Origin of the sequence: Shewanella frigidimarina (assembly GCF_003797125.1) — a bacterium.
GTDB lineage: Bacteria > Pseudomonadota > Gammaproteobacteria > Enterobacterales > Shewanellaceae > Shewanella > Shewanella frigidimarina.
Genome location: NZ_RKKE01000002.1, coordinates 272,351 through 298,046 on the forward strand (window position 1 = coordinate 272,351; position 25,696 = coordinate 298,046).

Annotated in this window: 21 protein-coding genes; 12 read left to right on the plus strand and 9 right to left on the minus strand. The window is 42.7% G+C overall.

The window, feature by feature from the left end:
- Positions 1-155 precede the first annotated feature (155 nt).
- From galE to EGC86_RS06230, 3 genes are all read left to right on the plus strand, one after another.
- Positions 156-1,181 carry a UDP-glucose 4-epimerase GalE gene (gene galE / locus EGC86_RS06220; RefSeq protein ID WP_011636801.1) on the plus strand — a complete coding sequence of 342 codons (1,026 nt, stop codon included), beginning with the start codon at positions 156-158 and terminating at the stop codon, positions 1,179-1,181.
- A gap of 330 nt (positions 1,182-1,511) precedes the next feature.
- A complete protein-coding gene (gene napF / locus EGC86_RS06225; protein WP_011636800.1) occupies positions 1,512-1,997 on the plus strand; it encodes a ferredoxin-type protein NapF in 486 nt (161 codons plus the stop codon).
- A gap of 141 nt (positions 1,998-2,138) precedes the next feature.
- Entirely contained in the window at positions 2,139-2,498 is a 360-nt protein-coding gene (locus EGC86_RS06230) for a bactofilin family protein (RefSeq protein ID WP_123776980.1), read from the plus strand.
- Here the strand turns inward: EGC86_RS06230 and EGC86_RS06235 are convergent.
- The 9 genes from EGC86_RS06235 to fucP all read right to left on the minus strand — a co-directional run bounded on the left by EGC86_RS06235 (position 2,495) and on the right by fucP (position 12,019).
- The gene (locus EGC86_RS06235; RefSeq protein ID WP_123776981.1) at positions 2,495-2,908 is read right to left on the minus strand and encodes a GFA family protein; all 414 of its coding nucleotides are present in this window, start codon (positions 2,906-2,908) and stop codon (positions 2,495-2,497) included. The genes EGC86_RS06230 and EGC86_RS06235 overlap by 4 nt on opposite strands.
- A gap of 31 nt (positions 2,909-2,939) precedes the next feature.
- Positions 2,940-3,647 (minus strand): DUF2982 domain-containing protein, encoded by a 708-nt coding sequence (locus tag EGC86_RS06240; RefSeq protein ID WP_123776982.1) that lies wholly within the window; start codon positions 3,645-3,647, stop codon positions 2,940-2,942.
- Positions 3,648-3,736: 89 nt separating this feature from the next.
- Positions 3,737-4,495, minus strand: a complete 759-nt coding sequence (locus EGC86_RS06245) for an ElyC/SanA/YdcF family protein (protein ID WP_123776983.1) — start codon at positions 4,493-4,495, stop codon at positions 3,737-3,739.
- A gap of 165 nt (positions 4,496-4,660) precedes the next feature.
- Positions 4,661-5,566: a fructokinase gene (mak, locus tag EGC86_RS06250; protein ID WP_123776984.1), complete on the minus strand. Its 906-nt coding sequence runs from the start codon at positions 5,564-5,566 to the stop codon at positions 4,661-4,663.
- A gap of 73 nt (positions 5,567-5,639) precedes the next feature.
- The gene (gene cysQ / locus EGC86_RS06255; RefSeq protein WP_123776985.1) at positions 5,640-6,440 is read right to left on the minus strand and encodes a 3'(2'),5'-bisphosphate nucleotidase CysQ; all 801 of its coding nucleotides are present in this window, start codon (positions 6,438-6,440) and stop codon (positions 5,640-5,642) included.
- Positions 6,441-6,842: 402 nt separating this feature from the next.
- Positions 6,843-7,709, minus strand: a complete 867-nt coding sequence (locus EGC86_RS06260; protein ID WP_342634206.1) for a glycoside hydrolase family 16 protein — start codon at positions 7,707-7,709, stop codon at positions 6,843-6,845.
- Entirely contained in the window at positions 7,684-7,920 is a 237-nt protein-coding gene (locus EGC86_RS21180; RefSeq protein ID WP_342634207.1) for a hypothetical protein, read from the minus strand. Before EGC86_RS21180 ends, EGC86_RS06260 begins: the two co-directional genes overlap by 26 nt.
- A 139-nt stretch (positions 7,921-8,059) precedes the next feature.
- Positions 8,060-10,702, minus strand: coding sequence for a glycoside hydrolase family 3 protein (locus tag EGC86_RS06265; RefSeq protein WP_123776986.1), 2,643 nt, complete (start codon positions 10,700-10,702; stop codon positions 8,060-8,062).
- 9 nt (positions 10,703-10,711) lie between these two features.
- Positions 10,712-12,019 carry an L-fucose:H+ symporter permease gene (fucP, locus tag EGC86_RS06270; protein ID WP_011636791.1) on the minus strand — a complete coding sequence of 436 codons (1,308 nt, stop codon included), beginning with the start codon at positions 12,017-12,019 and terminating at the stop codon, positions 10,712-10,714.
- Between the two features lie 382 nt (positions 12,020-12,401).
- Here fucP and EGC86_RS06275 point away from each other — a divergent pair, with 382 nt between their 5' ends.
- The 9 genes from EGC86_RS06275 (at position 12,402) to EGC86_RS06315 (ending at position 25,694) form a co-directional block, all read left to right on the plus strand.
- Positions 12,402-13,733, plus strand: a complete 1,332-nt coding sequence (locus EGC86_RS06275) for a GH1 family beta-glucosidase (RefSeq protein ID WP_123776987.1) — start codon at positions 12,402-12,404, stop codon at positions 13,731-13,733.
- Positions 13,734-13,824: 91 nt separating this feature from the next.
- Complete coding sequence (locus EGC86_RS06280) at positions 13,825-15,153, plus strand: glycoside-pentoside-hexuronide (GPH):cation symporter (RefSeq protein ID WP_123776988.1); 1,329 nt, start codon at positions 13,825-13,827, stop codon at positions 15,151-15,153.
- 55 nt (positions 15,154-15,208) lie between these two features.
- On the plus strand, positions 15,209-16,216 hold the full coding sequence (locus EGC86_RS06285; protein WP_041412857.1) for a LacI family DNA-binding transcriptional regulator: 1,008 nt from the start codon (positions 15,209-15,211) through the stop codon (positions 16,214-16,216).
- Between the two features lie 493 nt (positions 16,217-16,709).
- Entirely contained in the window at positions 16,710-19,646 is a 2,937-nt protein-coding gene (locus EGC86_RS06290; RefSeq protein WP_011636787.1) for a TonB-dependent receptor, read from the plus strand.
- Between the two features lie 311 nt (positions 19,647-19,957).
- Complete coding sequence (locus EGC86_RS06295; protein ID WP_123776989.1) at positions 19,958-21,535, plus strand: tryptophan halogenase family protein; 1,578 nt, start codon at positions 19,958-19,960, stop codon at positions 21,533-21,535.
- Positions 21,536-21,645: 110 nt separating this feature from the next.
- A complete protein-coding gene (locus EGC86_RS06300) occupies positions 21,646-22,368 on the plus strand; it encodes a SapC family protein (protein WP_101086663.1) in 723 nt (240 codons plus the stop codon).
- A gap of 5 nt (positions 22,369-22,373) precedes the next feature.
- The gene (locus EGC86_RS06305) at positions 22,374-23,393 is read left to right on the plus strand and encodes a cupin-like domain-containing protein (protein WP_123776990.1); all 1,020 of its coding nucleotides are present in this window, start codon (positions 22,374-22,376) and stop codon (positions 23,391-23,393) included.
- A gap of 42 nt (positions 23,394-23,435) precedes the next feature.
- Positions 23,436-24,923 (plus strand): tryptophan halogenase family protein, encoded by a 1,488-nt coding sequence (locus tag EGC86_RS06310; protein ID WP_123776991.1) that lies wholly within the window; start codon positions 23,436-23,438, stop codon positions 24,921-24,923.
- A 9-nt stretch (positions 24,924-24,932) separates the two neighbouring features.
- On the plus strand, positions 24,933-25,694 hold the full coding sequence (locus EGC86_RS06315; RefSeq protein ID WP_123776992.1) for a DUF6445 family protein: 762 nt from the start codon (positions 24,933-24,935) through the stop codon (positions 25,692-25,694).
- The last annotated feature ends 2 nt before the right edge of the window (positions 25,695-25,696 follow it).

Genomic DNA, 25,696 nt, shown 5'->3' on the forward strand with positions numbered 1-25,696 from the left:
AATTTAAACGTTCTATCAATAATTTAACTGACGATTAAGCTGTGATAATTTACAATACATGAGAGGCCCTTTATCTAACTAAGCTGATAAATGTTGATCACCAAAAATCAACCAGCCCTATAACTTGATTCATTAATTCACAGGACGATTAAACTATGACAATTTTGGTAACCGGTGGCGCTGGCTATATTGGTACACATACCGTAGTAGAGCTATTAAAGGCCGGACAGGAAGTGGTCATCGTAGACAATCTATCAAACTCCAGTATTGAAGCATTGGCGCGGGTTCGAGCCATTACGGGTAAAGATGTCACGTTTTATCAAGGCGACATTCTAAACAAAGCCTTATTGCAAAAAGTTTTTACCGATCACAGCATCGAATCCGTCATTCATTTTGCAGGATTAAAAGCGGTCGGTGAATCAGTCGAACAACCATTGAAATATTACGAAAACAACGTCACTGGCACTATCATTTTATGCCAAGTCATGGCTGAAAATAACGTCAAAAACCTAGTATTCAGCTCATCGGCAACCGTTTACGGCGACCCTGCTAGCTTGCCCATTAAAGAAGATTTTCCTACGGGCGCAACCAACCCTTATGGTCAGTCAAAATTGATGGTTGAGAATATTTTAGCTGACCTACATAATTCGGATAACAGCTGGAATATAGCTCGTTTACGTTACTTTAATCCTGTAGGTGCTCACGAAAGTGGCTTGATTGGCGAAGACCCTAACGATATCCCTAATAACTTGATGCCATTTATTGCCCAAGTTGCTGTTGGTAAACGTCAACAATTAAGCGTTTTTGGTGATGATTACAACACACCAGATGGCACCGGCGTACGTGATTATATTCATGTTGTTGATTTAGCTATGGGTCACTTACAAGCACTTAAAAAACTGCAAACCAAACCTGGTTTAGTGACTTATAATCTCGGTACGGGCATAGGTTACAGCGTGTTAGACATGGTCAAGGCATTTGAGAAAGCTTGCGGAAAAACCATTGCTTATCAAATCAGTCCTCGCCGCCCTGGTGACATTGCAGCGTGTTATGCCGACCCAAGTTTTGCCGCTACAGAATTGGATTGGCGTGCAACCCATACCGTTGAAGATATGGCAAATAGCAGTTGGAAATGGCAATCAAATAATCCTGATGGGTATAATACCAACTCCAATAATTAAGTGACCAATCAGAGCCACTCAGGTTTTTCAGTTTAAGGCGCATTGTTGAAAGAATAGTTATTCCCTTATGAAATAATGCAACATAAAAATGGAAAGCCTGAGTGACTCCCGAAGGGCGATTTTATGCGCCTTCTATGCTACTTAATAGTATTTTGACGGAGGACACTATGCCTACAATCCTATTACTTGCCTATAAGGCGCAAAATTCTCGCTGAATGAACAGTTAATTATTGGTATTGGTATTTATTGCCAAGCGCTTAACAAATTTTGTGCTGCAGTTAATGCTAATATTGGCTGCAGCAAATATATTTAAGCTCAATTGGAACCGAAATGAACCAAGGTATTAATCAAAGTCGTCGTAATCTATTTAGTCGCAGAAAATCCAATGTCACCCGCCCGCCTTGGAGCAAAACGGATCAAGAGTTTACTGACAATTGCACACGCTGTGACAAGTGTATTACCGCCTGCGAAACCCAAATAATTAAACGCGGTGAAGGTGGTTTTCCTGAAATAGATTTCACTAAAGATGAATGTACCTTCTGTAAGCAATGCGTTGATGTGTGCCCAGAACCTGTATTTGATCGCGACCAATCCTTACCTTGGTCAATTACGGCTGCGATAAAAGACAACTGTTTAACCCATGAAGGGGTTTGGTGTCAGAGCTGTAAAGATGCCTGCGACCCACGCGCAATTAGCTTTATCATGGCTGTAGGCCAAGTGCCTAAACCCGTGATAGATACTGATGCCTGTACTGGTTGTGGTGCTTGCGTATCTCCTTGCCCTGCTGATGCGATACTTATAGGTCATCCAAACTAATTTATTTACAAAGCTAGTTTATCTACAAAGCTAATTCATCTACAAAAAATTAACGTTTTACAAATACGATTAGCGGTTTTGATTTGTTTTTCAACCTATCACGCTATATTACCGACATAATACAAACATGAGATCACTAAGATGTTTCGTCAAAAGCAACCTGCTAATCCACTCAGTTTTATCGCCCAAGAATGCCATTTAACCGGTAAACTCATTTTCAGTGGTGATGTGCTAATTGCAGGCCATGTTAGTGGTGATATCAAAGCGCAGGGCAATGTGACTATTGAGCCTAATGGCACTGTCGATGGTGATATTTTATGTCGAGAGTTAATGATTGCGGGACAATTAGCAGGTAAAGCACGCTGTAAAAAAATCACCCTCCATGAACAAGGTATTTTTGAAGGCGATGCTTATTGTGAAAATATTGAAATTTTAGATGGCGGCCAATTTTTGGGTTATCGTCACAGAGCGCCCCTTACGAATACTCCCTCAGAAAGTTAATCTGGCTGTTTAACAGCTGTTTTACCTGCCTGATAGCGCGAACAAGAGTCATCTATTTTTAACCAACTAACCTGCTCGTCAGTGTGTATATGATAAGTCGGCCGTACTAGGTTTGGTTGGTCTAAAGAGGCTATCGACAATGAAGTGTATTGTGGATAATCCAAATGTCGGTAAGTCAATGAACAACCACAGTGCTGACAAAAGCCACGCCGAATGTTCTCTGATGAAGCAAATTCATTTACTTGCCCCTGCAACCACTGCACTTGTTCACGATGAAAATCCATCCAACTCATTACTACCGCACCAGCGCTTTTACGACATTGATTACAATGGCAATGATCGGCATCAAATGGCATACCGTTAACTTGGTAACGTATCGCACCGCATAAACAACCGCCTTGTAATACCATTTGAACACCTGCTAATTGATTATGAGTCGTGTCATTCGATATCTGTCGCAGATACCGTGTGCTGCTGAGTTTGCAGCTGGGCTTGCAGTTGCCATTGGCGCAACAAGGCAACAAACTCTTTCGGTTCTCGGTCTAAACTGTCAATCGATAAATACACATGGTAACCCAACTGTTCGTTCAACGTTTGACAGCGATGACCAAACATTGCCAATACCCCACGGTAACGCTCACCATTTACCACTAGCGGCGTAAATTCAGCCCCCAAATAACCTTCTAAACTTTGCAAATCTTCATCTTGGGTGGCCGCCGTCATGAGTAATGGCCGCTGTTCGGTCAGTAAGCCAGTGGCAAGACGAGGTGAAATACAGTCTAAAATGGGATTAATCTGTTTAAGCTTAACGCCAATATAAGGTAGCTCAATCAACTCCAAGTTTTGATTAACTCTCGCACAATCAATTCGTTGAATATTATGCCATTCAATAAACACCTGGCCGCGGCGGTGAAAAAATGCCACACCTGCAGCAGTTAGCTTAAAACTAACCGCTGGCTGATACACTTTAGCGACACCTAAAATAAGTGCCACGGAGCCCAATGCAAAGCACAACATTCCAACGGCAAAAAAACCGCTAAGCCCGATAAAAATAATCAAGCTAGCCATTAAACTAATGGCACCAACTACCGTTAAGGTTATGCCATTTCGTTTGGCAAAAGGGTTAATTAATAACTCGTCACTGACCACGGTTTGTCCTTTAAACTGAATAGAATAAATAAGTTTTGAAACATCGGCTTAAGCCTCTTGGCGAATACATTTAATCTTCACTAAATCATTTAATCAGCAGCCATGCCTTTAATATGAAGCCACAGCATGCCAACATATTCATGAATTGATTTTTGCGATGCTAGCAGTTGATCTGCATCTAAACGCCACCAGAAACCTTGATGTGCAATAAAATCACTCGGTGCAGGCTGGGGTTGCATCCCTAATGAGGTGAATATCATCATCGCCCTCGGCATATGAGTTGCTGAAGTCACTAATCGAAATGGTTGCAGCCCAATTAACTGTTGTAAAGCATGGGCCTCTTCAATAGTATCTTTGGGTTCATTAAAGGCCACAATGCTGGCTTTGGGGATCCCTAACTCTTCTGCAGCTTGAGCCATAATTGTCGCATGAGCTGTCTTCAAGTATCCACCACTCCAACCACTCACAATTAAAGTGCATTGCTGGCCCAGCCTGAACTGACGAACGCCTTCGGCTAAACGAGCCAGTGCTGTTGATGATAGCTGCTGCAATGCAGTATGGCCTTGTTGCTCACGATTACCTGAACCTAATACCATCACAACACAAGAACCAGCAATCGGTTGATGATTAACGTTATGTTGCGATTCTAATGAATCTGCTAAAAAATAACTCACATGCGATTGGCTTGTTAATGTTAGCACCACGATAGCGGTAACCAAGAGCATTCGGCCAAACTGCAGTAACATTACACGATTCGTTCGCCATAAAATGACAGCCAGAACTAACAACATTATGCTAAAAGGAATTGGCATCACCAATTGTGACAAGAGCTTTTTAAGCCAAAACATGAATCATTCACTTTGTTTATCATTATTGCGGCTAGTTTATCGTTATAGCCGCCTAAAACAAACTCAAAACAAAAAACGGCACTGTTTAGGTGCCGTTTAATTGATTTGCAAAACACGTTCTCAACGAGATTAATCGAGATTACTTTTGCTAGTTTTGAATTAAGACTACTTCTCGTCTTTGCCCCACAACCATGCAGCACCGCGAACACCAGATGATGCGCCAAACTTATTTTTAACCACTTGGGTACCACATTCACGGCCCACAACATACTTGGGTAGCACTTTAGGCAATTCAGTATAAATAGCTTCGATGTTTGATACACCGCCACCTAATACAATCATGTCTGGATCCATCATATTAATCACGTGTGCGAGTGACCGCGCTAAACGATCAATGTAGCGTTCAAATGCCGCTGTGGCTAACGGATCGCCTTGTTGCATCATTTCAGAAATTTGAATACCACTGGTGGCATCGCCACCCGCTTCACGAAAATCACGAACAAAGCCTGTGCCAGAAATAAAGGTTTCAATACAGTCACGATTACCACAAAAACAAGTAGTGGTATTAAACTCATCGGCTGTCATCCACGGTAATGGGTTATGCCCCCACTCGCCGCCAATGCCATTACCGCCGCCATGTACACGGCCGTTAATTGCAATGCCAGCACCACAACCGGTACCAATAATGCCGCCAAACACAACCCCTTTACCAGCGGCTGCGCCATCAACGGCTTCTGATACTGCAAAACAGTTAGCATCGTTGGCAACGCGTACTTCACGGTTTAATACTTCACTTAAATCTTTATCAAGCGGATGGCCGTTAATCCACGTTGAATTTGAATTTTTTACCAAGCCAGTAAACGGTGACACAACACCTGGAATGCCAACACCAACAGAGCCGGTTTGACCCGTTGCTGATTCTGCATCAGCCACTAAGCTGACAATCGCTTCTATGGTACCAGGATAGTTTTTTGGCGTTGGAATGCGCTTTCTGAATATTTCAGATCCATCATCGGCTAAAGCCACTATTTCAATTTTTGTACCACCGAGATCGACGCCCATGCGCATCATAACTAGTCACTCCATTTGTTTATTATTGATTGGGGTTCCATATTTGGTTTACAAAGGCTGATAACGATTAGCGCTATTTGCGTGCAAACCATGCCGACGATGCGGCAATAAAATACGGATTTAAAATATTTTCTTTTTGGTTGTATTGCAGCGGAGTAAGCGCTGGATATTCAACCACCTGCCCACCAGCACTTTCTAATACTGCTTGCGCTGCGGCTGTATCCCATTCACTGGTTAGGCCTAATCTTGGGTACACATCGGCTTGGCCTTCGGCCACCATACAAAATTTTAATGAACTGCCGACGCTTAACATTTGATGTTCGCCAATAGTCTGTAAATATGCTGCAACATCAGGGCTAACGTGAGAGCGGCTTCCGACTACGATAGGTGGCGATTGCACTGCTGTGTCACTAATATCCAATACCGATACTTGTCCATTATGTTCAAGCCACGCACCTTGACCAACAATGCCGCTATAACATTTGCCTAATACTGGTGCATACACCACACCAGCAATCGCTTTGCCTTGGTGAATAAGCGCAATATTGACCGTAAATTCACCGTTGCGTTTAATAAATTCTTTGGTGCCATCGAGCGGATCGATCAACCAATACGTTTGCCACGTTTGTCGTTCTGCCCAGCTGATATCAGCCGCTTCTTCACTCATTACAGCAATCTCAGCGAAATGCTGTTTAAGGCCGGCAACAATTACATTATGGCTGGCAATGTCGGCTGCAGTAACAGGGCTATCATCTTGTTTAACCTCAATCTGCAAATCAGTTTGAGCATAAACTTGCATAATGGCTTCACCTGCTTGCTTGGCAAGAGCCACTATCTTCTGTAAGTCTGTTTTAGAAAATACAATGTTAGACAAATCAATTCCTTATCAAATTCATATCGCGTTAAACATCAACACAGTATCGATATGACATTATGCCATTGTTAGCATCATAGATTGATAACAATTTGATTGCACTTCAATCAAAAACGACTTAAAAAACCTAAGTGACAAAGCCATCACGTTGACTCAATATCCCCGAAACACCACAAATGCTGCTCGATACTAAGCTAACCGCAGCGTGGCTCAAAGCAAACAGTGCATCTTTGCATTCGTATTCAGCTACTGGGTGAACAATTAACAACTAACAATAGTAACTTAACAGGCTCAACATTATGGTTTATGCAACCCGCTTAACATTCGTATTTTTAAACACCTTTTATGGTGTATCTATATTTGTCGCCCCTCACACAACTAAAGTGAATAAAGTAAACCGATTCACTCAACAATATCAGGCATTTTTTTACCCGTTACGGGTACAACACTATTATCAATAGTCTCACAACCTGCTCCCGAACTCGGCGAAATAGCACATTGATATACACGCACGTAATCCACTAACATCGATTGCGGAAAAACTGACTCATCGATACCTGTGTTATTCACGGTTCCAGCCCATGCTCCACCTACAGCAAGATTGAGTAGCATATGAAATGGCTGGTTAAACGGTGCATCATCAGGGGCATTAACCAAATCACCATTGCCATCAATGTATTGACTGTACCAACCAGAGGATTGTTGTGTGGCAAAGTGAACATCATCAACATACCAACGAATTTCATCTTGCTGCCATTCAACAGCATAAACATGAAAGGCATCCGCAGGATTGAGTTCATTAGGTAAATGATACCCTTGCCCTGTATAAACATTATTGGGCCATTGTTTACCGTAATGTAATGTGCCATGTACTGCAGACTCTGGCGTCTTACCGTCGGTAACAACCTTGAGGTTTACGGCCTCCATAATGTCTATTTCACCTGAACCAGCCCAAGGGCCATATACCCAATCTGTCGGTAACATCCATATCGCAGGCCAAGTTCCCTGACCTTGTGGTAATTTTGCGCGAATTTCAAAACGGCCGTATTTCCAATCCCCTTTGTTTTTCGATACTAAACGAGCAGAGGTGTAATCTAATGTTTTCGATGTATCGTTTACGTCATAGCTTGGATCAGAATCATTTACAGCAGGCCCAGAAAAGGTTTCTCGTAATGCCATAATCGATAAAAGACCACCACTAACTGCAGCATTTTTAGATCGTGCGGTATAGCACTGAGCCTCATCATTGCCGCCACCGTAACAGTCCAACAGCAAAGCTCCACTTGGTTGTGTCTATTTGGTTACCCTCAAACTCATCTTGCCAAACCAGTTGCCAACCTGAAGTTTCGATATTGGTTATCACGGTATCTGTTGCTTGTTCTGTTGCATCATCAGCACTACAGCCAGACAGAAATATGACCGACAAAGTTAACGCGGTTAAGCTGGATACAAATGAATGATGTTTATTGAGATTTTGCATTGTTGTTCTTACCCATTTACCGTTTTTTCTTTGCCTAACGCTGTAGTAAAACAAACAACAAACGTCGCCAACTATTACGATATAACGTTAGTGAAACTAGCCCTATCAGATGACTCAGATAGGGCTAATTCGCGATAAGTTAGTTACATTTGATGGTATTTTCTGTTGATGCAGCTTGAATAACCACATCACTGAAACGAATTTCAGCTGCCGCGTCGGTGGCAAGGTAAAATGGCATGACAATTTTAGCAAAGTCCATTGGTTCATCAGCAAAACATGCCAATGAGAAGCTTAAACTCTGCCATTCCCCGACTTGAGTATTCACCTGCGTGGCAATATCAATTTGCTTACGGCAATCACCTTCGCATGCCATACCAAGCCATAACGGCTTTTGCAGTGCTTGAGTTGCATTAATACTCACAGATAACGCGGCATCACTATTACTGTAAGCCCTTAAATCACGTGGAAAATTACTAATTAAGCCTACGGTACCTTGCTCGCTGCCATTAAAAGACACTAAACGCGCATCTTCTTGAACGACACGATCCATAGTACGAATGGTTAGTGCACTGTTTTGCGCAACGCTACTGCTTAACCCTTGACGCTCAGACGCGTTAGCAATGTACATTGACCACGGTGATTTAACTGCACGCTCAAACAAAGGTAAGTCGACTAGAGTTTGCGTTGCAGCTAAATTGTCTTCCGACAAATTATCTAACACAACCGCATCACTGGCAGTAGATTGATATGTTAAGCCATAGCCATAAGGTATAAGCGGCTGATAATCAGCTTGTGCTTGTTCGGTATTGTGTTGAGCTAATGGCACATTCACTTGAGTTTGCTGTGGTGTCGCAGGCCATGAGAATGATAATTTACCGACAAAATCGTGCGAAACTTTACCATCAGCCTGAGTGAATAAAACATCTGCTACGCCTTGACCTTCAGAGCCTGGTAACCAAGCGGCGACAAATGCATCAGAGCTGTTTAACTCAGCATTAACCCACATAGGGCGGCCACTGATAAACACAGATACCACGGGAATACCTTGCGCTGTTAACTTATGCAGTAAAGCAAGGTCACGCTTGTCTCCACGTTGATATTCTAAGTTATCAATGTCGCCGTTACCTTCTGCATACGGCTCTTCACCAAACACAACAATCGCAACATCAGGTTTCTGCTGTGGATCAAATTCACCTGCAACACTCAATGTTGCTTTACCGCCAGCTTGAATCACCAATTTATTAATACCAGCGTAAATTGATGTCGCACCAGGAAAGTCGCTATTTTGATTATCAGTGCCCTGCCACGTAATTGACCAACCACCAGATTGTTTACCGATATTGTCCGCGGCATCACCCGCCACCAACACCTTTGCGTTTGGTGCTAAAGGCAATAAACCTTGATTGTTTTTAAGCAGCACTAATGACTCACGAACGGCTTGACGGGCAACGTCACGGTGACTTGCTTGGCCAATTAATTCTGTTTTGCCCGATAATGGACGATTGGCAGGGCTTGGCTTATCAAATAAACCCGCACGGAACTTAACCCGTAAAATACGCTTAACCGCATCATCAATACGCGCTTGGCTAATGTCGCCATTATTTACCTGCGCTATGGTGTTTTCATATAAAGGTTTCCACGCCGCCGTTGGCACCATAAAGATATCTAAACCGGCATTAACGGCTTGCGCACACGACTCATTGGTACAGTTAGCGACTTGTCCGTGACCGTTCCAATCACCCACAACAAAACCATCGAAATGTAATTTATCTTTAAGCACATCGGTTAACAGATATTTATTGCCATGGTTTTTAACCCCATGCCAGCTGTTAAATGATGCCATAACACTTTGTGCCCCAGCATTGAGTCCCCCCACATAGCCTTGTGCATGTATGTCATATAAGTCTTGTTCGCTGGCAATATTATCGCCTTGATCGATGCCATTTTCAGTGCCGCCATCGCCTAAAAAGTGCTTAACGGTTGAAATCACATGTTGATCAGATAAAAAGTCACCATTAACTGAGCCTTGTAGACCTTCAACGATGGCGTAAGAATAGGCTTTGACGATTTGTGGGTCTTCTGAATAACCTTCATAAGTTCGACCCCAGCGATCGTCTCTCACTACGGCAACTGTGGGGGCAAATACCCAATCGATACCGGTCACCATCACTTCTTTTGCCGTTATAGCGGCAATCTGTTCAATTAACTTAGGGTTATTCGCTGCCCCTAAACCAATGTTATGCGGAAACAACGTCGCGCCGATAACATTGTTATGACCGTGTACAGCATCGGTGCCCCACATGGTTGGAATATTAATCCCATCAACACTGTCATCAATTGATGCTTGATACAAAGACTCAGCGAGCGCAATCCAATCTGCCGGTGTCGCGTGTTTGTCATTGTTAGGGTATGCGCCACCACCGTTAAGGTACGAACCAAAACCATATTTACGCATGTCTTCAACGGTAATATCACGGATCTCAGGTTGGATCATTTGCGCGACTTTTTGCTCAATGGTCATTTTAGCGACTAAGGCATCGATTTTAGCTTCTAAGGCCGTATCTTTGGCGATAGCAGGCTTAAGATCAGGCCAAATGGCTAACGAAGATTTAGCCGCTGTATCATCAACCATGGCTGGGGTAACTGCAGTTTGTTTATCTTGTTGATTGACGTTGTTATTCTCGCCACATCCACTTAATCCCAGCAATATTCCTAAAGCAACTAAGCTTGTTTTAGTAGGCTTATTGACGCTAGCAGTAAGCGGTAATTGAGTTAATCTCATGATCTTTCCTTATACCTTATCTGCGAATACTGGACGTTTTGCATCACATCCAATCAAACCGTAATAACCAATAAACCCGTAGCATAATAAAGGTAAAATAAAGGCAAATTGAATTCCCATGCTGTCAGCTAGCATGCCTTGCAATAACGGTAGAACCGCCCCACCAACGATAGCTAAACATAAAATGCCCGAACCTTGACTGGTGTGTCGTTTTAAATCTTGTAGCGCTAAACTGAAAATGGTTGGGAACATAATTGAGTTACACAAGCCCACCAGCAGTAATGCCCACATCGCAACCGTACCAGCACTCAAGATTGCCGCTGCAACTAAAATACACGCACATAACGCATTGAATGCTAACACCTTGCCTGCTTTGATTTTTTGCATCACTGCAGCGCCGATAAAACGGCCGACCATAGCACCACCAAAATAATAGGCAATATAATGCGCAGCCTGCGATTCAGACACTCCACCGGTGCCATCTTTAGTGATAAAGCTAATAAGAAAACTGCCTATGCCGACTTCTGCGCCAACATAAACAAAAATACCGACTGCACCCAACACCAAATGCGGATATTGCCATGCACTGCCTTTTACCGCAGCAGTTGATTGAGTATCGCGCTTGCCCAACAAAGGTAGTTTGAGCAACATAAAAATGAATGCCAATACGAATAATGCAGCGGCTAAAATAAGGTAAGGCGTTTGTACTGCACTCGCTTGCTGCTGCACAGACAACTGACCGATGACTTCGCCAACCTCAGTGACTTTGCTGTCATGTTCAACGGTCGACAAAATTAACCAGCTACCAAAAAATGGCGCTACTGTGGTGCCTAATGAATTGAATGCTTGAGTTAAGGTCAACCGCGACGATGCGGTTTCGGCTGGGCCTAACACACTCACATAAGGATTTGCTGACACCTGCAAGATAGTAATACCCGATGCAAGAATAAAAAACGCGAATAAAAACATATTATAAGAGCCATAACTGGCCGACGGATAAAACAGTAAACACCCCACACAAGCAATCACTAACCCGGTAATAATGCCTTTTTGATAACCAATCTTACCCACTAACGCGCCAGCAGGAATTGACACAATAAAGTAAGCACCAAAAAAGCAGAACTGCACTAGCATTGCTTGGGTGTAATTAAGATCGAACATGTTTTTTAAGTAAGGGATTAAAATATCATTTAAACACGTTAAAAAACCCCACATAAAAAATAACGAGGTTAACGCTATCAAGGCAAAACGAAAGTTACCTTGCTGGTGAGTGGAATCGGCATTTGCCAACTCAGGTTGAAGCGGTGAAGTCGCCATGACATTCCCTTATTGTTGTTGATAGTTATCTTGGGTTGCAGTACATAACGCCATTGAATGGATACTAATAATCTCACGCCAAGAGTTAATTCCCCGTAAACCCTAGACATTTAACTGATGATCATTTCCACACTTGTGCAAGCAGATGAGGATTTAATAATTAGCCAAATCAATTATTGACCTTTGGATAATTAATCACTAATCTCAATGTAAGCGCTTTCATTTTTAACATATCGATAACTGATGTCAACGATTTTTAAACGCGAGAGCTTATTTTTTACTGCGTAGCTAACGTAGCACAAGGCCTTTTATCAGGGTGTTTCAACGTAATAAGTTAGTCATAAAAATAGACACAATTAATTAATACTAAGTGAATTTAAATATGAAAATTATGTTACCAGCCGATTCCAAAATGCATTCAAAAGCGTTCACCTTTGGTGTGGCGACTGCTTCTTTTCAAATTGAAGGCGCAGTGGATTCTCGTCTTCCTTGTATATGGGATACCTTTTGTGCGACGCCAGGTAAAATTCGTGATAACTCTGACGGCTCGCAAGCATGCGAGCATGTAAAGTTATGGCGTGAAGATGTCGATTTAATTGAGTCGCTGGGCGTTGACGCTTATCGTTTATCCATTTCGTGGCCACGCGTAATGCATAAAGATGGCAGCCTCAATCCACAAGGTGTCGCGTTTTATACTGATTTGCTTGATGAACTAAATCGTCGTGGCATTAAAACCTTTGTGACCTTATACCATTGGGATTTACCACAACATATTGAAGATAATGGTGGCTGGTTAAATCGTGAAACAGCTTATTTGTTTGCAGACTATGCCGACAAAATTACTCAAGCATTTGGCGATCGAGTGTATTCTTACGCCACGTTTAACGAACCATTTTGCAGCTCATATTTAGGCTATGAAATTGGTGTTCATGCACCAGGATTAGCCACTAAAGCATTTGGTCGTCAATCTGCACACCATTTATTATTGGCTCATGGTTTAGCCATGAAAGTATTGCAAAAAAATAGCCCTAATAGCCAAAATGGTATCGTGCTTAACTTCACGCCTTGTTATAGCGCAACAGACTCTGCCGCAGATGCTGAAGCAGCCAGTAAAGCCGACCAATACTTTAATCAATGGTATATCAAACCACTGTTTGACCGTTGCTATCCTGAGATTATTAATGACTTCGCCACTGAAGATATGCCCGTTATTGAACAAGGCGACTTTGATATTATTGCTCAACCTATCGACTTTTTAGGCATCAACTTTTACACCCGAGCAGTGTACAAAGCAGATCCAGCCACTGGTTTTAGCCAAATTGATATGGTCGACAAACCTAAAACGGATATCGGCTGGGAAATATACCCACAATCCTTTACCGATTTATTGACTTCACTGCATGCACTTTATCCTTTACCGCCGATCTACATTACCGAAAACGGCGCAGCAATGGACGATAAATTGATAGAAGGTAAAGTGGATGATCAAGACAGACTCGAATACTATAACGCCCACTTAAATGCAGTAAACAATGCCATTGAACAAGGTGTTAATGTTGTCGGCTATTTTGCATGGAGTTTAATGGACAATTTTGAATGGGCTGAAGGCTACTTAAAACGTTTTGGGATTGTCTATGTAGACTACGAAACTCAAAAACGCACCTTAAAAGCCAGTGCACATGCTTATAGGGGTTTTATTAGCGCACGAAAATAATATGTTAATCAGAACAAAGCCGTTGTATAAACGGCTTTGTTCTATTCAAACAGTCGCATCATTTTAACAAATAACAATAATTGAGGCATGTATGATAAGCACCAGAGAAAAAATAGCTTACGGACTCGGGGACACTGCCAGTAACATTGTGTTCCAAACAGTCATGCTGTTTTTAACTTTTTTCTATACCGACATTTTCGGTATCTCGCCAGCATTTGTCGGCACCATGTTTTTAGCAGTACGCTTAATTGATGCGGTTACCGATCCGTTAATGGGCGCGCTAGCAGACCGCACCAATACCCGCTGGGGTAAGTTTAGACCTTATCTTTTGTGGTTTGCCCTGCCTTTTGGTTTTATTAGTGTTTTAGCCTTTACCACCCCAGACTTAACCGAAGACGGCAAAATGATTTATGCCTTCGTCACTTATACCGCACTTATGATGGTCTACACCGCCATTAATATCCCTTATTGTGCATTAGGCGGCGTGTTAACGGCCGATCCAAAAGAGCGAGTGTCAGTACAATCTTACCGTTTTGTATTTGCGATGTTGGGCGGCTTACTCGTTTCAGGCTTAACCTTACCCCTTGTCGAATTCTTAGGGGAAGGTGACCAAGCTAAAGGTTATCAACTAACCATTACTGCCATGAGTATATTGGGCGTGGCGATGTTTTTAGCCTGTTTTTGGGGCACTAAGGAACGCCTACACCCGCCGGTTGATCAACAGTCTAGCTTTAAAAAAGACTTTACCGACATGCTCAAAAATGACCAGTGGCGTGTCCTTGCTATTGCAGCAGTATGTTTATTATCAGGCATGGTGTTACGCACCAGTTTAGCCATTTACTACGTTAAATATTTCCTTAACATGCCAGACTCCATCACCCTCTTTATCACCCTAGGAATGGTCGGTAATATATTTGGCTGTATTTTAGCTGAGCCTTTGGCTAAACGCTTTTGTAAAGTTAAAGCTTATATCACCTTGCAACTGCTTGCGGCAGCGATGTGCGTAGTGAGCTACTTTGTACCTAGCGATCAAGTCGTACTCGCCTTTGGCATGTTTATTATCTGGGGCTTTACCTTCAACATGGCCACACCACTATTGTGGGCAAAAATGGCTGATGTTGTCGATTATGGCCAATATAAAAACGGCGTGCGTATTACCGGGATGATTTATTCTTCAGTGATTTTCTTTATCAAACTGGGTGTTGCCATTGGTGGCGCTTCTGCGGGGTGGTTATTAGCGGGTTATGGTTATCAGCCTGATACCATGCAAACGGAGCATACTCAGCAAGGAATATTATTATCATTCACTATTTACCCTGCTATTGGTTCATTAGTGGTGGCTTTTGTAATGCGTTGGTACACCTTAGATAATCAAAAAGTGGACCAAATTCACTTAGAATTAAATAGAGAAGCAAAATAAAAGCATGTTAGTCTTGGAGCCATGTGCTCCAAGATGGCTTTTAAATACTCATTATATGGCAACTATTTACGATGTATCCGTAATGGCTGGTGTGTCTCTGGCGACTGTGTCCCGAGTCATGAACAACAACACCAAAGTCAGCGATAAAACCAAACAAAAAGTACTCGATGCAATGAAAGCCTTAGGTTACCGGCCTAATACCATTGCACAGTCGCTTGCCTCTAACTGTTCAAACAGTGTCGGGGTTTTGGTGTCTCAGCTTGACGGGCCTTTTTATGGTCCTATGATGACAGAAATTGAAACCGCCCTTCGAACAGCTAACAAGCACGTGATTATTGCTGCTGGTCATAGCGACGAGAAGCAAGAGAAAGAAGGGGTTGAGTTTTTAATGAGTCGCGGCTGTGATGCCCTTATTTTGGATATTGAGGCTGTATCAGACGATTACTTGATTGAACTCAGTAAAGGCTCAACACCTGTGGTATTTATTAACCGCTATATCGACGCTATCAAAGAACGCTGTGTTTATCTTGAAAATGAACAAGGTGGTTTCATGGCTACCGAGCACATTTTATCACTTGGCCATAAAGACATCGCATACATTTCAGGGCCATTGTTTAAGCTCGACGTGAGAGATCGTCTAAAAGGGCATAAACGAGCATTGCAACAATACAATATCGATTTTGATGACACCCTTTGCATTGAAAGTGACTTTAAAGAAGCTGGCGGTTGTGAAGCGATGGAACGTTTATTGTCGATGAATAAAACCATCACTGCGGTTGTGTGTGCGAATGATCAAATGGCCTCTGGGGCTATTGCGGTGTGTTTAGAACACGGTATCCGCGTACCTGATGACATTTCATTTATTGGTTACGATAACATCCCCTTCCCACAGTATATTTCGCCCAAGTTATCTACCGTGAGTAACCCTATTCATGAAATGGGAAAAATGGCGGCACGATGGGTTCTTCAAGAAGTCTATAATGACAAAGAAGTAATTGTTGAGAGTTCATTTAAGCCAGAGTTATTTATACGAAGTTCATCTCAAGCCATTTCTCACGATTAATAGACTTAGCCTAAACAGAAAAGCATAAGCAGTATATTGCTTGTGCTTTTTTATGTAAAAAGCCCCCGCATAATATGATTCCCGAAAATCCTTATCTATTGAACGGCCAACTTAATCGTTTTAGATGCCTCTTTATCAGCCGATTTATCAGACAATTTACAAATTAAATCATTAACAATTACGCCACCAAAAGAAAGCGCTTACATTTTTACGTAAAATACCCATAAATAGAAAACCATTTAAAAACAACAGCTAAAAAACTAGTGTATGATTAAGTAAACATCTCGGTTAATGAAATGTAATAATTAAAACTTGTTTTTGTTGACTGCGGTCACATTTTACACTAGTTTTATGTAAGCGCTTACATTTGATGTTTTATATGACAACTAATTATAAATAATGTTTACCGCGCCGATGGAGAATTAAAAAAAACGATTTGCGCCTAACCCGCAATATTGAGAGAAGTAAAATCTAGTCAATGGGGATTTCCTAGATGAAAACAAGAACATTTAACAAAACCAAGCTTGCGACCAGTTTATCGCTTGTCCTTGGTATGAGCAGTATCCTACCAGCTCATGCTGCTGATGAAGTCAGTGACGAAAATATCGAAGTTATTTCGGTTACTGGTATTCGTGGCAGTTTAATTAAATCAATGGATGTGAAGCGTTCATCAAGTGGAGTCGTTGACTCTATTTCTGCTGAAGATATTGGTAAGTTTCCTGATACTAACTTAGCTGAATCGTTACAGCGTATTACAGGTGTATCGATTGACCGTTCTAACGGTGAAGGCAGTAAAGTATCAGTGCGTGGTTTTGGTCCTGATTACAACTTGATCACCCTCAATGGCCGTCAAATGCCCGTCACTACAGGCTCGCGCTCATTTGATTTTGCTAACATCGCATCTGAAAGTATCAGCGGTGTAGAAGTTCATAAAACCAGCCAAGCCTCAGATTCTACCGGTGGTATCGGTTCTACTATCGATATTTTAACCCACAAGCCATTCAGCTCTCCGGGGTTAAAAGCCACTTTTGGTGTAAAAGCGGTTGATGACCAATCAACAGATAATGGCTCAGTAACCCCTGAACTATCTGGTTTGTACTCAAACACGTTTGCAGATGATAAATTTGGTATTTCACTATCGGCTAGTTACCAAGAGCGTGAAAGTGGTAACCAACAAGCACAGGTTGGCACAGGCTGGCGTAGCTTCCCAGGTTCTGCTGACAACAGTGATTGGGGCGGAGTGGCTAAAGACAGCACCCAAGTTAATCGTCCTGGTGATAGCGATATTTATTCCGTTCCGCAAACCACTGTTTATCGTTTTGAAGAACAACAACGTACCCGTACTAACGGCCAGTTAGTATTACAGTACAGCCCGGTTGATAGTGTAGTCGCAAGCGTAGACTATACCTACATGCGTAACGACATCGACACTCAATCGAATGACGTATCAGCATGGTTTAACTTCGTCCCGTCTGAAAACGTATGGTCTGATGGCCCTATCGCCTCACCACTTATTTACTCTGAAACTTATGATTCACCTGCTGATTTATCTATGGCTGCTGGTGACTATGGCGTACGTAACGAAAGTGGTTCTTTAGGTTTTAACCTTGAATGGCAAGCAACAGATAACTTAAAGCTGACATTTGATGCGCACAACTCGGTTGCTGAAAACAAACCGAATAACCTTTATGGTTCAAACAACAATTTAAGTACTGCAGCGTTTGTGCGTACCAGCGCGGCAACTGACTTTAGCGGTGACTTACCTGTACTTGCTGTTGGTGGGGGTAATGCAGTGACACCTGCAGACATGATGCTTACCGGTTCTGTTTTTGGTAACGCACGTAATAAGTCTGAAATTGATCAATACCAATTTGACGGTGAATACTTATTTGAAGATGCAGGTAGCATCGACTTTGGTGTAGCGCTAACTAACGTTAACAACCACTCACAAAGCGTCAACGTTCAGCGTAACGATTGGGGTGGAGTAGGTTCTGCAGGTGACTTTGAAGATGCATGGTTCCCAGCTGATACCATTCATGACAAATTTGACGCTAATGGCGGCGATTTCTCTCTGTCAGACGGTAACTTTGACGTTTTAGATACCATTTTCATGTGGGATTTTGCATCAGTACGTGATTTTGCAGCAGCAAACTATGCTTCTGCAGTAAGCGGTGATTGTGGTAATGGCTTCTGCCCTTCTACTAATTATGCAGCTGAAACAGATCGTTATACTGAAGAAGAATCACAAGCCGTTTATGTACAGTACAACTACGATAATGAAATTGCCGGCATGCCATATGACGTGCATTTCGGACTTCGTTATGAGCAAACTGATGTCACCTCGACCGCTGCCGTTGCAGGATATAATGGCGCTGACTGGATTGCTGAAACTGAAATTGCATTAGTGGGTACTGGTGAGCAAGTATTTGAAACCAAAACCGGTGATTACGACTATTTACTACCAAGCTTCAACTTTAATATTGAAGTAGTAGAAGATGTCATGCTTCGTGCGGCATACAGTGAAACCATTGGTCGTCCTAGCTACACAGATATTCAAGGCGGTACGGTATTAGCGACGCTTGCCAATCGAAGTAATGGTGGTGGTTCTGCAGGTAACCCTACATTGTTGCCATTAGAATCAGAAAATATCGACTTCTCTGCTGAGTGGTATTACGCCCCATCAAGCTATGTGTCTGTTGGATACTTCCGTAAAGACACTAAAAACTTTATCAGTTCTGAAACAGTTAAAACCACTAACGGCATTTATAACCCAGCATCTGGTGATTTATATAAAGCTGCTGTGGCCGCAACGGGTACAACCGAAGCTGGGGCTGTTCGTGATTATATTTTCGCAAATTATGCTGATAATGCTGCTGTAGATGTCACGAATCAAATTATTAGCGGCAGTGCTGCTAATAATGATGAATTGTTGAACTTTAATATTTCAACGCCATCAAACAGCTCTAATAACTCAGTCATTGATGGTTGGGAGTTTGCGGCACAACACTTCTTCGGCGAAAGCGGATTTGGTGTAATAGCCAACTACACCTTGGTTAATAGTGATCAGGCTTACGACAACTTCTCATTTGATGCACAATCAGCATTAATCGGTATTAGTGACACCGCTAACGCGGTATTCGTGTACGAGAATTATGGTTTCCAAGCCCGTATCGCATACAACTGGCGTGATGAGTTCTTAAACTCTACAGGTCAAGGTACTGGCGCTAACCCACAGTACACAGAAGCTTACTCGCAAATCGATTTGTCTGTTAGCTATGATGTCGAGTCTGTTGAAGGCTTAACGGTGTTTTTCGAAGGACTTAACATTACTGAAGAGTACATCCGTGTTCACGGTCGTGCTGACGAGCAAGTGTTAAACCTAACCGAAACTGGCGCACGTTATAGTTTAGGTGCTCGTTATACTTTCTAACCGATAATGCAATAGTCATTGAGTGATATTTCGGCTAACACTCCAGTGTTAGACGGAATTCACTCAAGTACCCTTTCAGGTCGTTGAGGTGCCAACTTTTGTCACCTCCTTTTATTGCAATACATTGAGTAACAAGGACGTTACTATTTTTTGCGTTAAACAGTTTGAAACCATGTACGTAAAAACATAAAAAAACTATTACTTGAATGTGCTTACATTTTATTGAATGCTACCTAACATGTTCTATAAGCAATCAGATTTTTAGATTCATCAGAATAAAAATAATAATCACGCCAAAAGCGTAGGTAAAGATGATGCAAAAACCAATAACCGAAATAATCATCGTTGGAGGCGGCACCGCTGGTTGGATAACTGCCGGTTTGTTAGCCGCTGAACATAATGTTGATAAAGGTGTTTTAGCTCACTCTCCCAAACTCAATATTACCTTAATCGAATCACCGGATGTGGCCACTATTGGCGTAGGTGAAGGCACGTGGCCTTCGATGCGCTCAACCCTGAGCAAAATTGGTATCGATGAAAACGACTTTATTCGCCAATGTGATGCCAGCTTTAAACAGGGCTCTCGGTTTATCAATTGGTGCAAAGACCCACAAAGCAACGTCGCAAACAGTTATTTGCACCCATTTAGTTTGCCTCACGGTCACCAAGAACTCGACTTATGCCCATACTGGTTGCCTCATGCAGAACAAGTCAGCTTTGCCGAAGCCGTTTGCAGCCAGCAAGTATTAACTCAGCTTGGTTTAGCCCCCAAAAGCATTGTCACAGCCCAGTATCATTTTCAAAATAACTACGGCTATCACCTTAATGCCGCCAAGTTTAGCCAGTTACTCACCGAGCATTGCACTCAAAAACTCGGCGTCATCCATATTCGCGACCATGTCAGCCAAATTATTAATAACCAGCATGGTGACATCGAAAAACTCATTACCAAGCAGAATGGCGAAATTAGTGGCCAGTTATTTATCGACTGCACCGGCGCAAAATCACTACTGTTAGGTGAACATTTACAAGTGCCCTTTTTAAGCCAAAAATCGGTGCTTTTTAATGATCGCGCACTAGCGATACAAGTCCCCTATTCTGATGCAAATAGCCCTATTGCCTCTTGCACCCACTCAACTGCACAGCCAAACGGTTGGATTTGGGATATTGGCCTACCAACACGTAAAGGTGTCGGTTATGTATACTCATCAAGCCACACTAACGATATAGATGCCCAGAAAACTCTGTTTAATTACCTCGGTGTTGATGGCGCGGCAGCAGACAAATTGGAGCCACGACAACTGGCCATTAATCCAGGTTATCGTGCTAAATGCTGGCAAAATAACTGTATTGCTATCGGGATGGCGGCAGGGTTTATTGAACCACTAGAAGCGTCGGCTTTGGCATTAATCGAATGGACTGCATCTACCTTGGCCCAGCAATTACCGCCAAACCGCATGGTGATGGATACTATTTCGGCACGAGTTAACGAGCGCTATCAACTACACTGGCAACAAATTATCGACTTTTTAAAGCTGCATTATGTGATAAGCCGACGTGAAGTTGATGGTTATTGGCGTGACCATCGTGAGTCAAACTCAATCCCCGACAGCTTACAAGCCATGCTCGAATTATGGCGTTATCAAACACCGAGCCAACAAGATATTAGTTATAAAGAAGCCTTATTTCCGGCAGCCAGTTTTCAATATGTACTTTATGGCATGGGCTATATCACCCAATTGCCCAATCATGTGAAACCGTCAATGCAACAATTGGCACAGCGACTGTTTAATGACAATCAACAGCGCACCCAAGCGCTTGCTAAAAACCTGCCGAGTAATCGCGAGTTACTCGATAAAGTTGCGCAATATGGTTTCCCTAAGCTTTAAGACATGACATAAATAATCACGATAACAACGCAAATAAGATTACAGACAAAATTCACGTACAATAATCATAAAAATACGACGTATTTGAACGAACAAGATAGGACATCAAAATGAGCCAACATGTATTACTAAACAGCATTGAACATAAAGACGTAAAAGTGATGACTCATCGCTCTGCTGCACTAGGCGATAACCTTTGGTATAGCGTGACATTTCCGCAAGAGTTTCGCAGCGTGCAAGCCCATTACCCGATCTTTTTTCATAAAGATACTGCCACAGGTCAGTTTTACGCGGTGGCACTATTTGGTTTTCAGCAAAATGATAACGTGTTTTTAAGTGAACAAGGCTGGAGCGCATCATACGTGCCGCTTACTGTGCGTCGCCAACCTTTTTTAATCGGTCAACAAACCGTACTTGAAGACGGTGTAGAACGTCAGCAACGCGTTATTCATGTGGACTTAGACCACCCTAGAGTCAGCGAAACCGAAGGTGAAGCATTATTTTTACCTTACGGCGGTAACACGCCATTACTCGATGAAGTCGGCGAAATTCTTGAGGTCATACATCATGGTTTACAAGATGGTCAACGCTTTGTCGATGCCTTGATTGAACATCAATTGCTGGAATCATTCACTTTAGATATTGAGTTAGACAACGGTCAAAAAAATCAGATGATCGGTTTTTATACCATCAATGAAGAAACCTTAGCCGGATTGTCTGCTGACGCATTAGCAAAGCTGCACCAGCAAGGTTACTTGCAAGCCATTTACATGACATTAGCCTCGCAAAGCAATGTAAGAGACTTACTTAACCTCAAGAATGCGCAAGGTTAATAGTGATGACAGAGGCCCAGACTCAGCACGTCGAACACATCAATGAATGTACATTAGAGAGTGTCATTGATTTAATCCGTGATGCCGACAAACCTATGGTATTTAAGGGGTTGTGTCACCATTGGCCGTTAGTCCAGGCAGGATTAGAGTCAGCACAAAGCGCGATGACTTACCTGCGCCAGTTTTATCAAGGCATGCCTGTTACCGCATATTATGTCCCGCCAGAACAACACGGTAGAGTGTTTTACAATGAACAACTTGATGGTTTTAATTATCAAGCTGGCCGATTGGACTTTAATCAACTGCTTGACCGATTAAGCCAAGAAATGATTAAAGACATGCCTGCCGGAATGTACATGGGCTCGACCGACATTCACCAATGTTTACCCGGTTTAGGGGCACAAAACAGTTTAGATTTAGCGCCCATGCAACCCTTAACCAGTATTTGGTTGGGCAATCAAACCAAGGTCGCTGCTCATTATGACTTTCCGCTAAACCTAGCGTGTAACGTGGTCGGCAAACGTACCTTTACCTTATTCCCACCCGAGCAAATTAGTAATTTGTATGTTGGCCCAATGGAACTGGCACCCGGTGGCCAAGACATCAGTCTCGTTGATATGGCGAACCCCGACTTTGAACGTTTCCCGCGTTTTCAGCAGGCATTAGACGCCAGCCTAACAGCAGAGCTAAGCCCTGGTGATGTGTTATTTATTCCCAGCATGTGGTGGCACCATGTTCGCGGCGTCGATGATTTTAACGTACTCATTACCCACTGGTGGCGCGATACTCCTGGCTTTTTAGGCCGCCCTAACAATGCCTTATTGCACAGCATATTAAGCTTACGCTCTCTGCCTAAAGCTCAGCGCCAAGCATGGAAATCGATATTTGAACACTACATTTTCGATCATGACGATGTCGATGACAGTCATATTCCCGCCAATGTGAAAGGCATGCAAACTAAGCCATTAGACGAATTAACGGCCCGCAAAATACGCGCAGACTTAATCAATAAATTAAAACGATAATGCTGAACACAGCAAGATATCAAGCCAAACAGGATGCCCAAGATGAATAAATCAATCAAAAAAGTTGTCATTGCCGGTGGTGGAACCGCAGGTTGGATGGCCGCAGCCGCCTTTAGCAAACTGTTGGGCAAAAATCTTGAAATTGTATTAGTAGAATCTGACGAAATTGGCACTGTTGGTGTCGGTGAAGCAACCATTCCAACCTTGCATATTTTCCATCGTTTACTGGGCTTAAAAGAACAAGATGTTATGGCGGCCACTAATGCTACCTTCAAGCTCGGTATCCAGTTTGAAAACTGGCATGACGTCAACAAAGACTACCTGCATTCATTTGGCTTTTTAGGTAAAGACTGCTGGGCTTGTGGCTTTCAACACTTTTGGCTTAAGGGCAAACAACAAGGCCTGGTTAGTGACATTGGCGACTATTGCACCGAGCATTTAGCTGCTCGCCAAGGCCGATTTGCCGTGCTACCCAATCAAGATTACAACCATGCTTACCATATGGATGCGAGCCTTTACGCTAAGTTTTTGCGTAAATTTGCCGAGCACCATGGCATGACCCGCATCGAAGGTAAAATTGCCGACGTATTACAACATGACGACACGGGTAATATCCGCGCGTTAAAGCTTGAAAATGGCGCGTTAATTGAAGGCGATTTATTTATCGACTGCACCGGATTTAAAGCATTGCTTATTGAACAAACCTTAAACACTGGCTTTGAAGATTGGAGCCACTGGTTACCGTGCGACAGTGCCATTGCAGTACAAACTGAAGCGGTACAAAAGCCTATTCCTTATACTCGCTCGATTGCCCGCGAGTCTGGTTGGCAATGGCGTATCCCGTTGCAAACCCGCACTGGCAATGGCTTAGTATTTTGTAGCAAGTACATCTCTGATACCGATGCAACAGAGTTACTGCTTAACAACATTGAAGGCGCGCCGATTAATCAACCTCGGGTGATTAAGTTTAAAACCGGTACTCGTCGCCAACATTGGAACAAAAACTGTGTCGCTGTTGGCTTATCTGCCGGATTTTTAGAGCCCTTAGAATCCACCAGCATTCACATGATCCAACGTAGCATAGTGCGCCTATTACAACTGTTTCCATCGCACGGCATTATTGATGCCGATATTGCTGAATTCAACCAGCAAACGAAAGTTGAAATGGATAACATTCGCGACTTTATTATTTTGCATTATAAAGTCACCGATCGCGAAGACAGTCGTTTTTGGCGTTACTGTAAAAACATGCCGATTCCAGCCTCATTACAACATCGTATCGACATGTTCAGTCAATCAGGCAAAGTCTATAAATACGGCAATGAATTGTTTGGCGAAAGCTCGTGGATCCAAGTGATGATGGGCCAAGGCTTAATGCCAAAAGAATATCACCCTATTGTCGACATGATGGACGAGGCGGAATTAACCAGCTTTTTAAACAGCATTAAAGCCACTGTAAAACGTAAAGTAGATACCTTGCCAGCGCACCATGATTTTGTGCAGCATTACTGTAAATCAGCCAGCATGTAAGGTTGTAACATGACAACCGACTCATCGAACAACCGAACGATATCAAGCAAGAGTACTCTATCAAGCAAGAGTATTATCAATGTGGGGCCATTTACGCCACATATTGAATTTATTGGCCAACAGCAAACGCCGGTGATTATCATTGATGACTTTGGCGCAGATCTGTCGCAGCTAATTGATATTGCGATAGATGATAGTCAATTTAATCAAGACCAAGGTTCATACTATCCAGGGCTGCGCGCACCGCTGCCCAAACAATATGTAATCGACGTAATTAATGTGGTATATCAGTTGATATATGACACCTACAAGGTGCCACACTCGTTACGCTTAAAGCCCCAGCAATGCGTGTTTTCGGTTATCGACAAGCCTGCTCAACGTTTATTGCCGCTGCAATGCATACCACACTTTGACACCCCTGACCCCCACTATTTTGCGATTCTGCACTATCTCAATAATGGCGACCATGGTGATACCGGATTTTTTCGCCATAACACCACGCAATATGAGCAGATAGCACCACATAACATTGACCATTACTTTAATCAGGCTCAGCCAATCATCGATGCACAACAAACGCTAACACCTGATTATGTGGTTGATAGTAATGATCACTACACCCTTTATCATCAGGTTCAATATCGGCCAAACCGCTTAGTCATTTATCCCGGTAACCTACTCCACTCGACATTAGTCAACCCAGCAACCGACATCGATAGCAGTCCTAAAACAGGACGACTGACCGCGAATATCTTTATCAATTTCAAATAACA

Excerpts from the sequence above, each read along its gene's own strand:
- galE (WP_011636801.1), top strand. The coding sequence starts at position 156 with ATGACAATTTTGGTAACCGGTGGCGCTGGCTATATTGGTACACATACC.
- napF (WP_011636800.1), top strand. The coding sequence starts at position 1,512 with ATGAACCAAGGTATTAATCAAAGTCGTCGTAATCTATTTAGTCGCAGA.
- EGC86_RS06230 (WP_123776980.1), top strand. The coding sequence starts at position 2,139 with ATGTTTCGTCAAAAGCAACCTGCTAATCCACTCAGTTTTATCGCCCAA.
- EGC86_RS06235 (WP_123776981.1), bottom strand. The coding sequence starts at position 2,908 with ATGGTATTACAAGGCGGTTGTTTATGCGGTGCGATACGTTACCAAGTT.
- EGC86_RS06245 (WP_123776983.1), bottom strand. The coding sequence starts at position 4,495 with ATGTTTTGGCTTAAAAAGCTCTTGTCACAATTGGTGATGCCAATTCCT.
- mak (WP_123776984.1), bottom strand. The coding sequence starts at position 5,566 with ATGATGCGCATGGGCGTCGATCTCGGTGGTACAAAAATTGAAATAGTG.
- EGC86_RS21180 (WP_342634207.1), bottom strand. The coding sequence starts at position 7,920 with ATGCAAAATCTCAATAAACATCATTCATTTGTATCCAGCTTAACCGCG.
- EGC86_RS06265 (WP_123776986.1), bottom strand. The coding sequence starts at position 10,702 with ATGAGATTAACTCAATTACCGCTTACTGCTAGCGTCAATAAGCCTACT.
- fucP (WP_011636791.1), bottom strand. The coding sequence starts at position 12,019 with ATGGCGACTTCACCGCTTCAACCTGAGTTGGCAAATGCCGATTCCACT.
- EGC86_RS06275 (WP_123776987.1), top strand. The coding sequence starts at position 12,402 with ATGAAAATTATGTTACCAGCCGATTCCAAAATGCATTCAAAAGCGTTC.
- EGC86_RS06280 (WP_123776988.1), top strand. The coding sequence starts at position 13,825 with ATGATAAGCACCAGAGAAAAAATAGCTTACGGACTCGGGGACACTGCC.
- EGC86_RS06285 (WP_041412857.1), top strand. The coding sequence starts at position 15,209 with ATGGCAACTATTTACGATGTATCCGTAATGGCTGGTGTGTCTCTGGCG.
- EGC86_RS06290 (WP_011636787.1), top strand. The coding sequence starts at position 16,710 with ATGAAAACAAGAACATTTAACAAAACCAAGCTTGCGACCAGTTTATCG.
- EGC86_RS06295 (WP_123776989.1), top strand. The coding sequence starts at position 19,958 with ATGATGCAAAAACCAATAACCGAAATAATCATCGTTGGAGGCGGCACC.
- EGC86_RS06300 (WP_101086663.1), top strand. The coding sequence starts at position 21,646 with ATGAGCCAACATGTATTACTAAACAGCATTGAACATAAAGACGTAAAA.
- EGC86_RS06305 (WP_123776990.1), top strand. The coding sequence starts at position 22,374 with ATGACAGAGGCCCAGACTCAGCACGTCGAACACATCAATGAATGTACA.
- EGC86_RS06310 (WP_123776991.1), top strand. The coding sequence starts at position 23,436 with ATGAATAAATCAATCAAAAAAGTTGTCATTGCCGGTGGTGGAACCGCA.
- EGC86_RS06315 (WP_123776992.1), top strand. The coding sequence starts at position 24,933 with ATGACAACCGACTCATCGAACAACCGAACGATATCAAGCAAGAGTACT.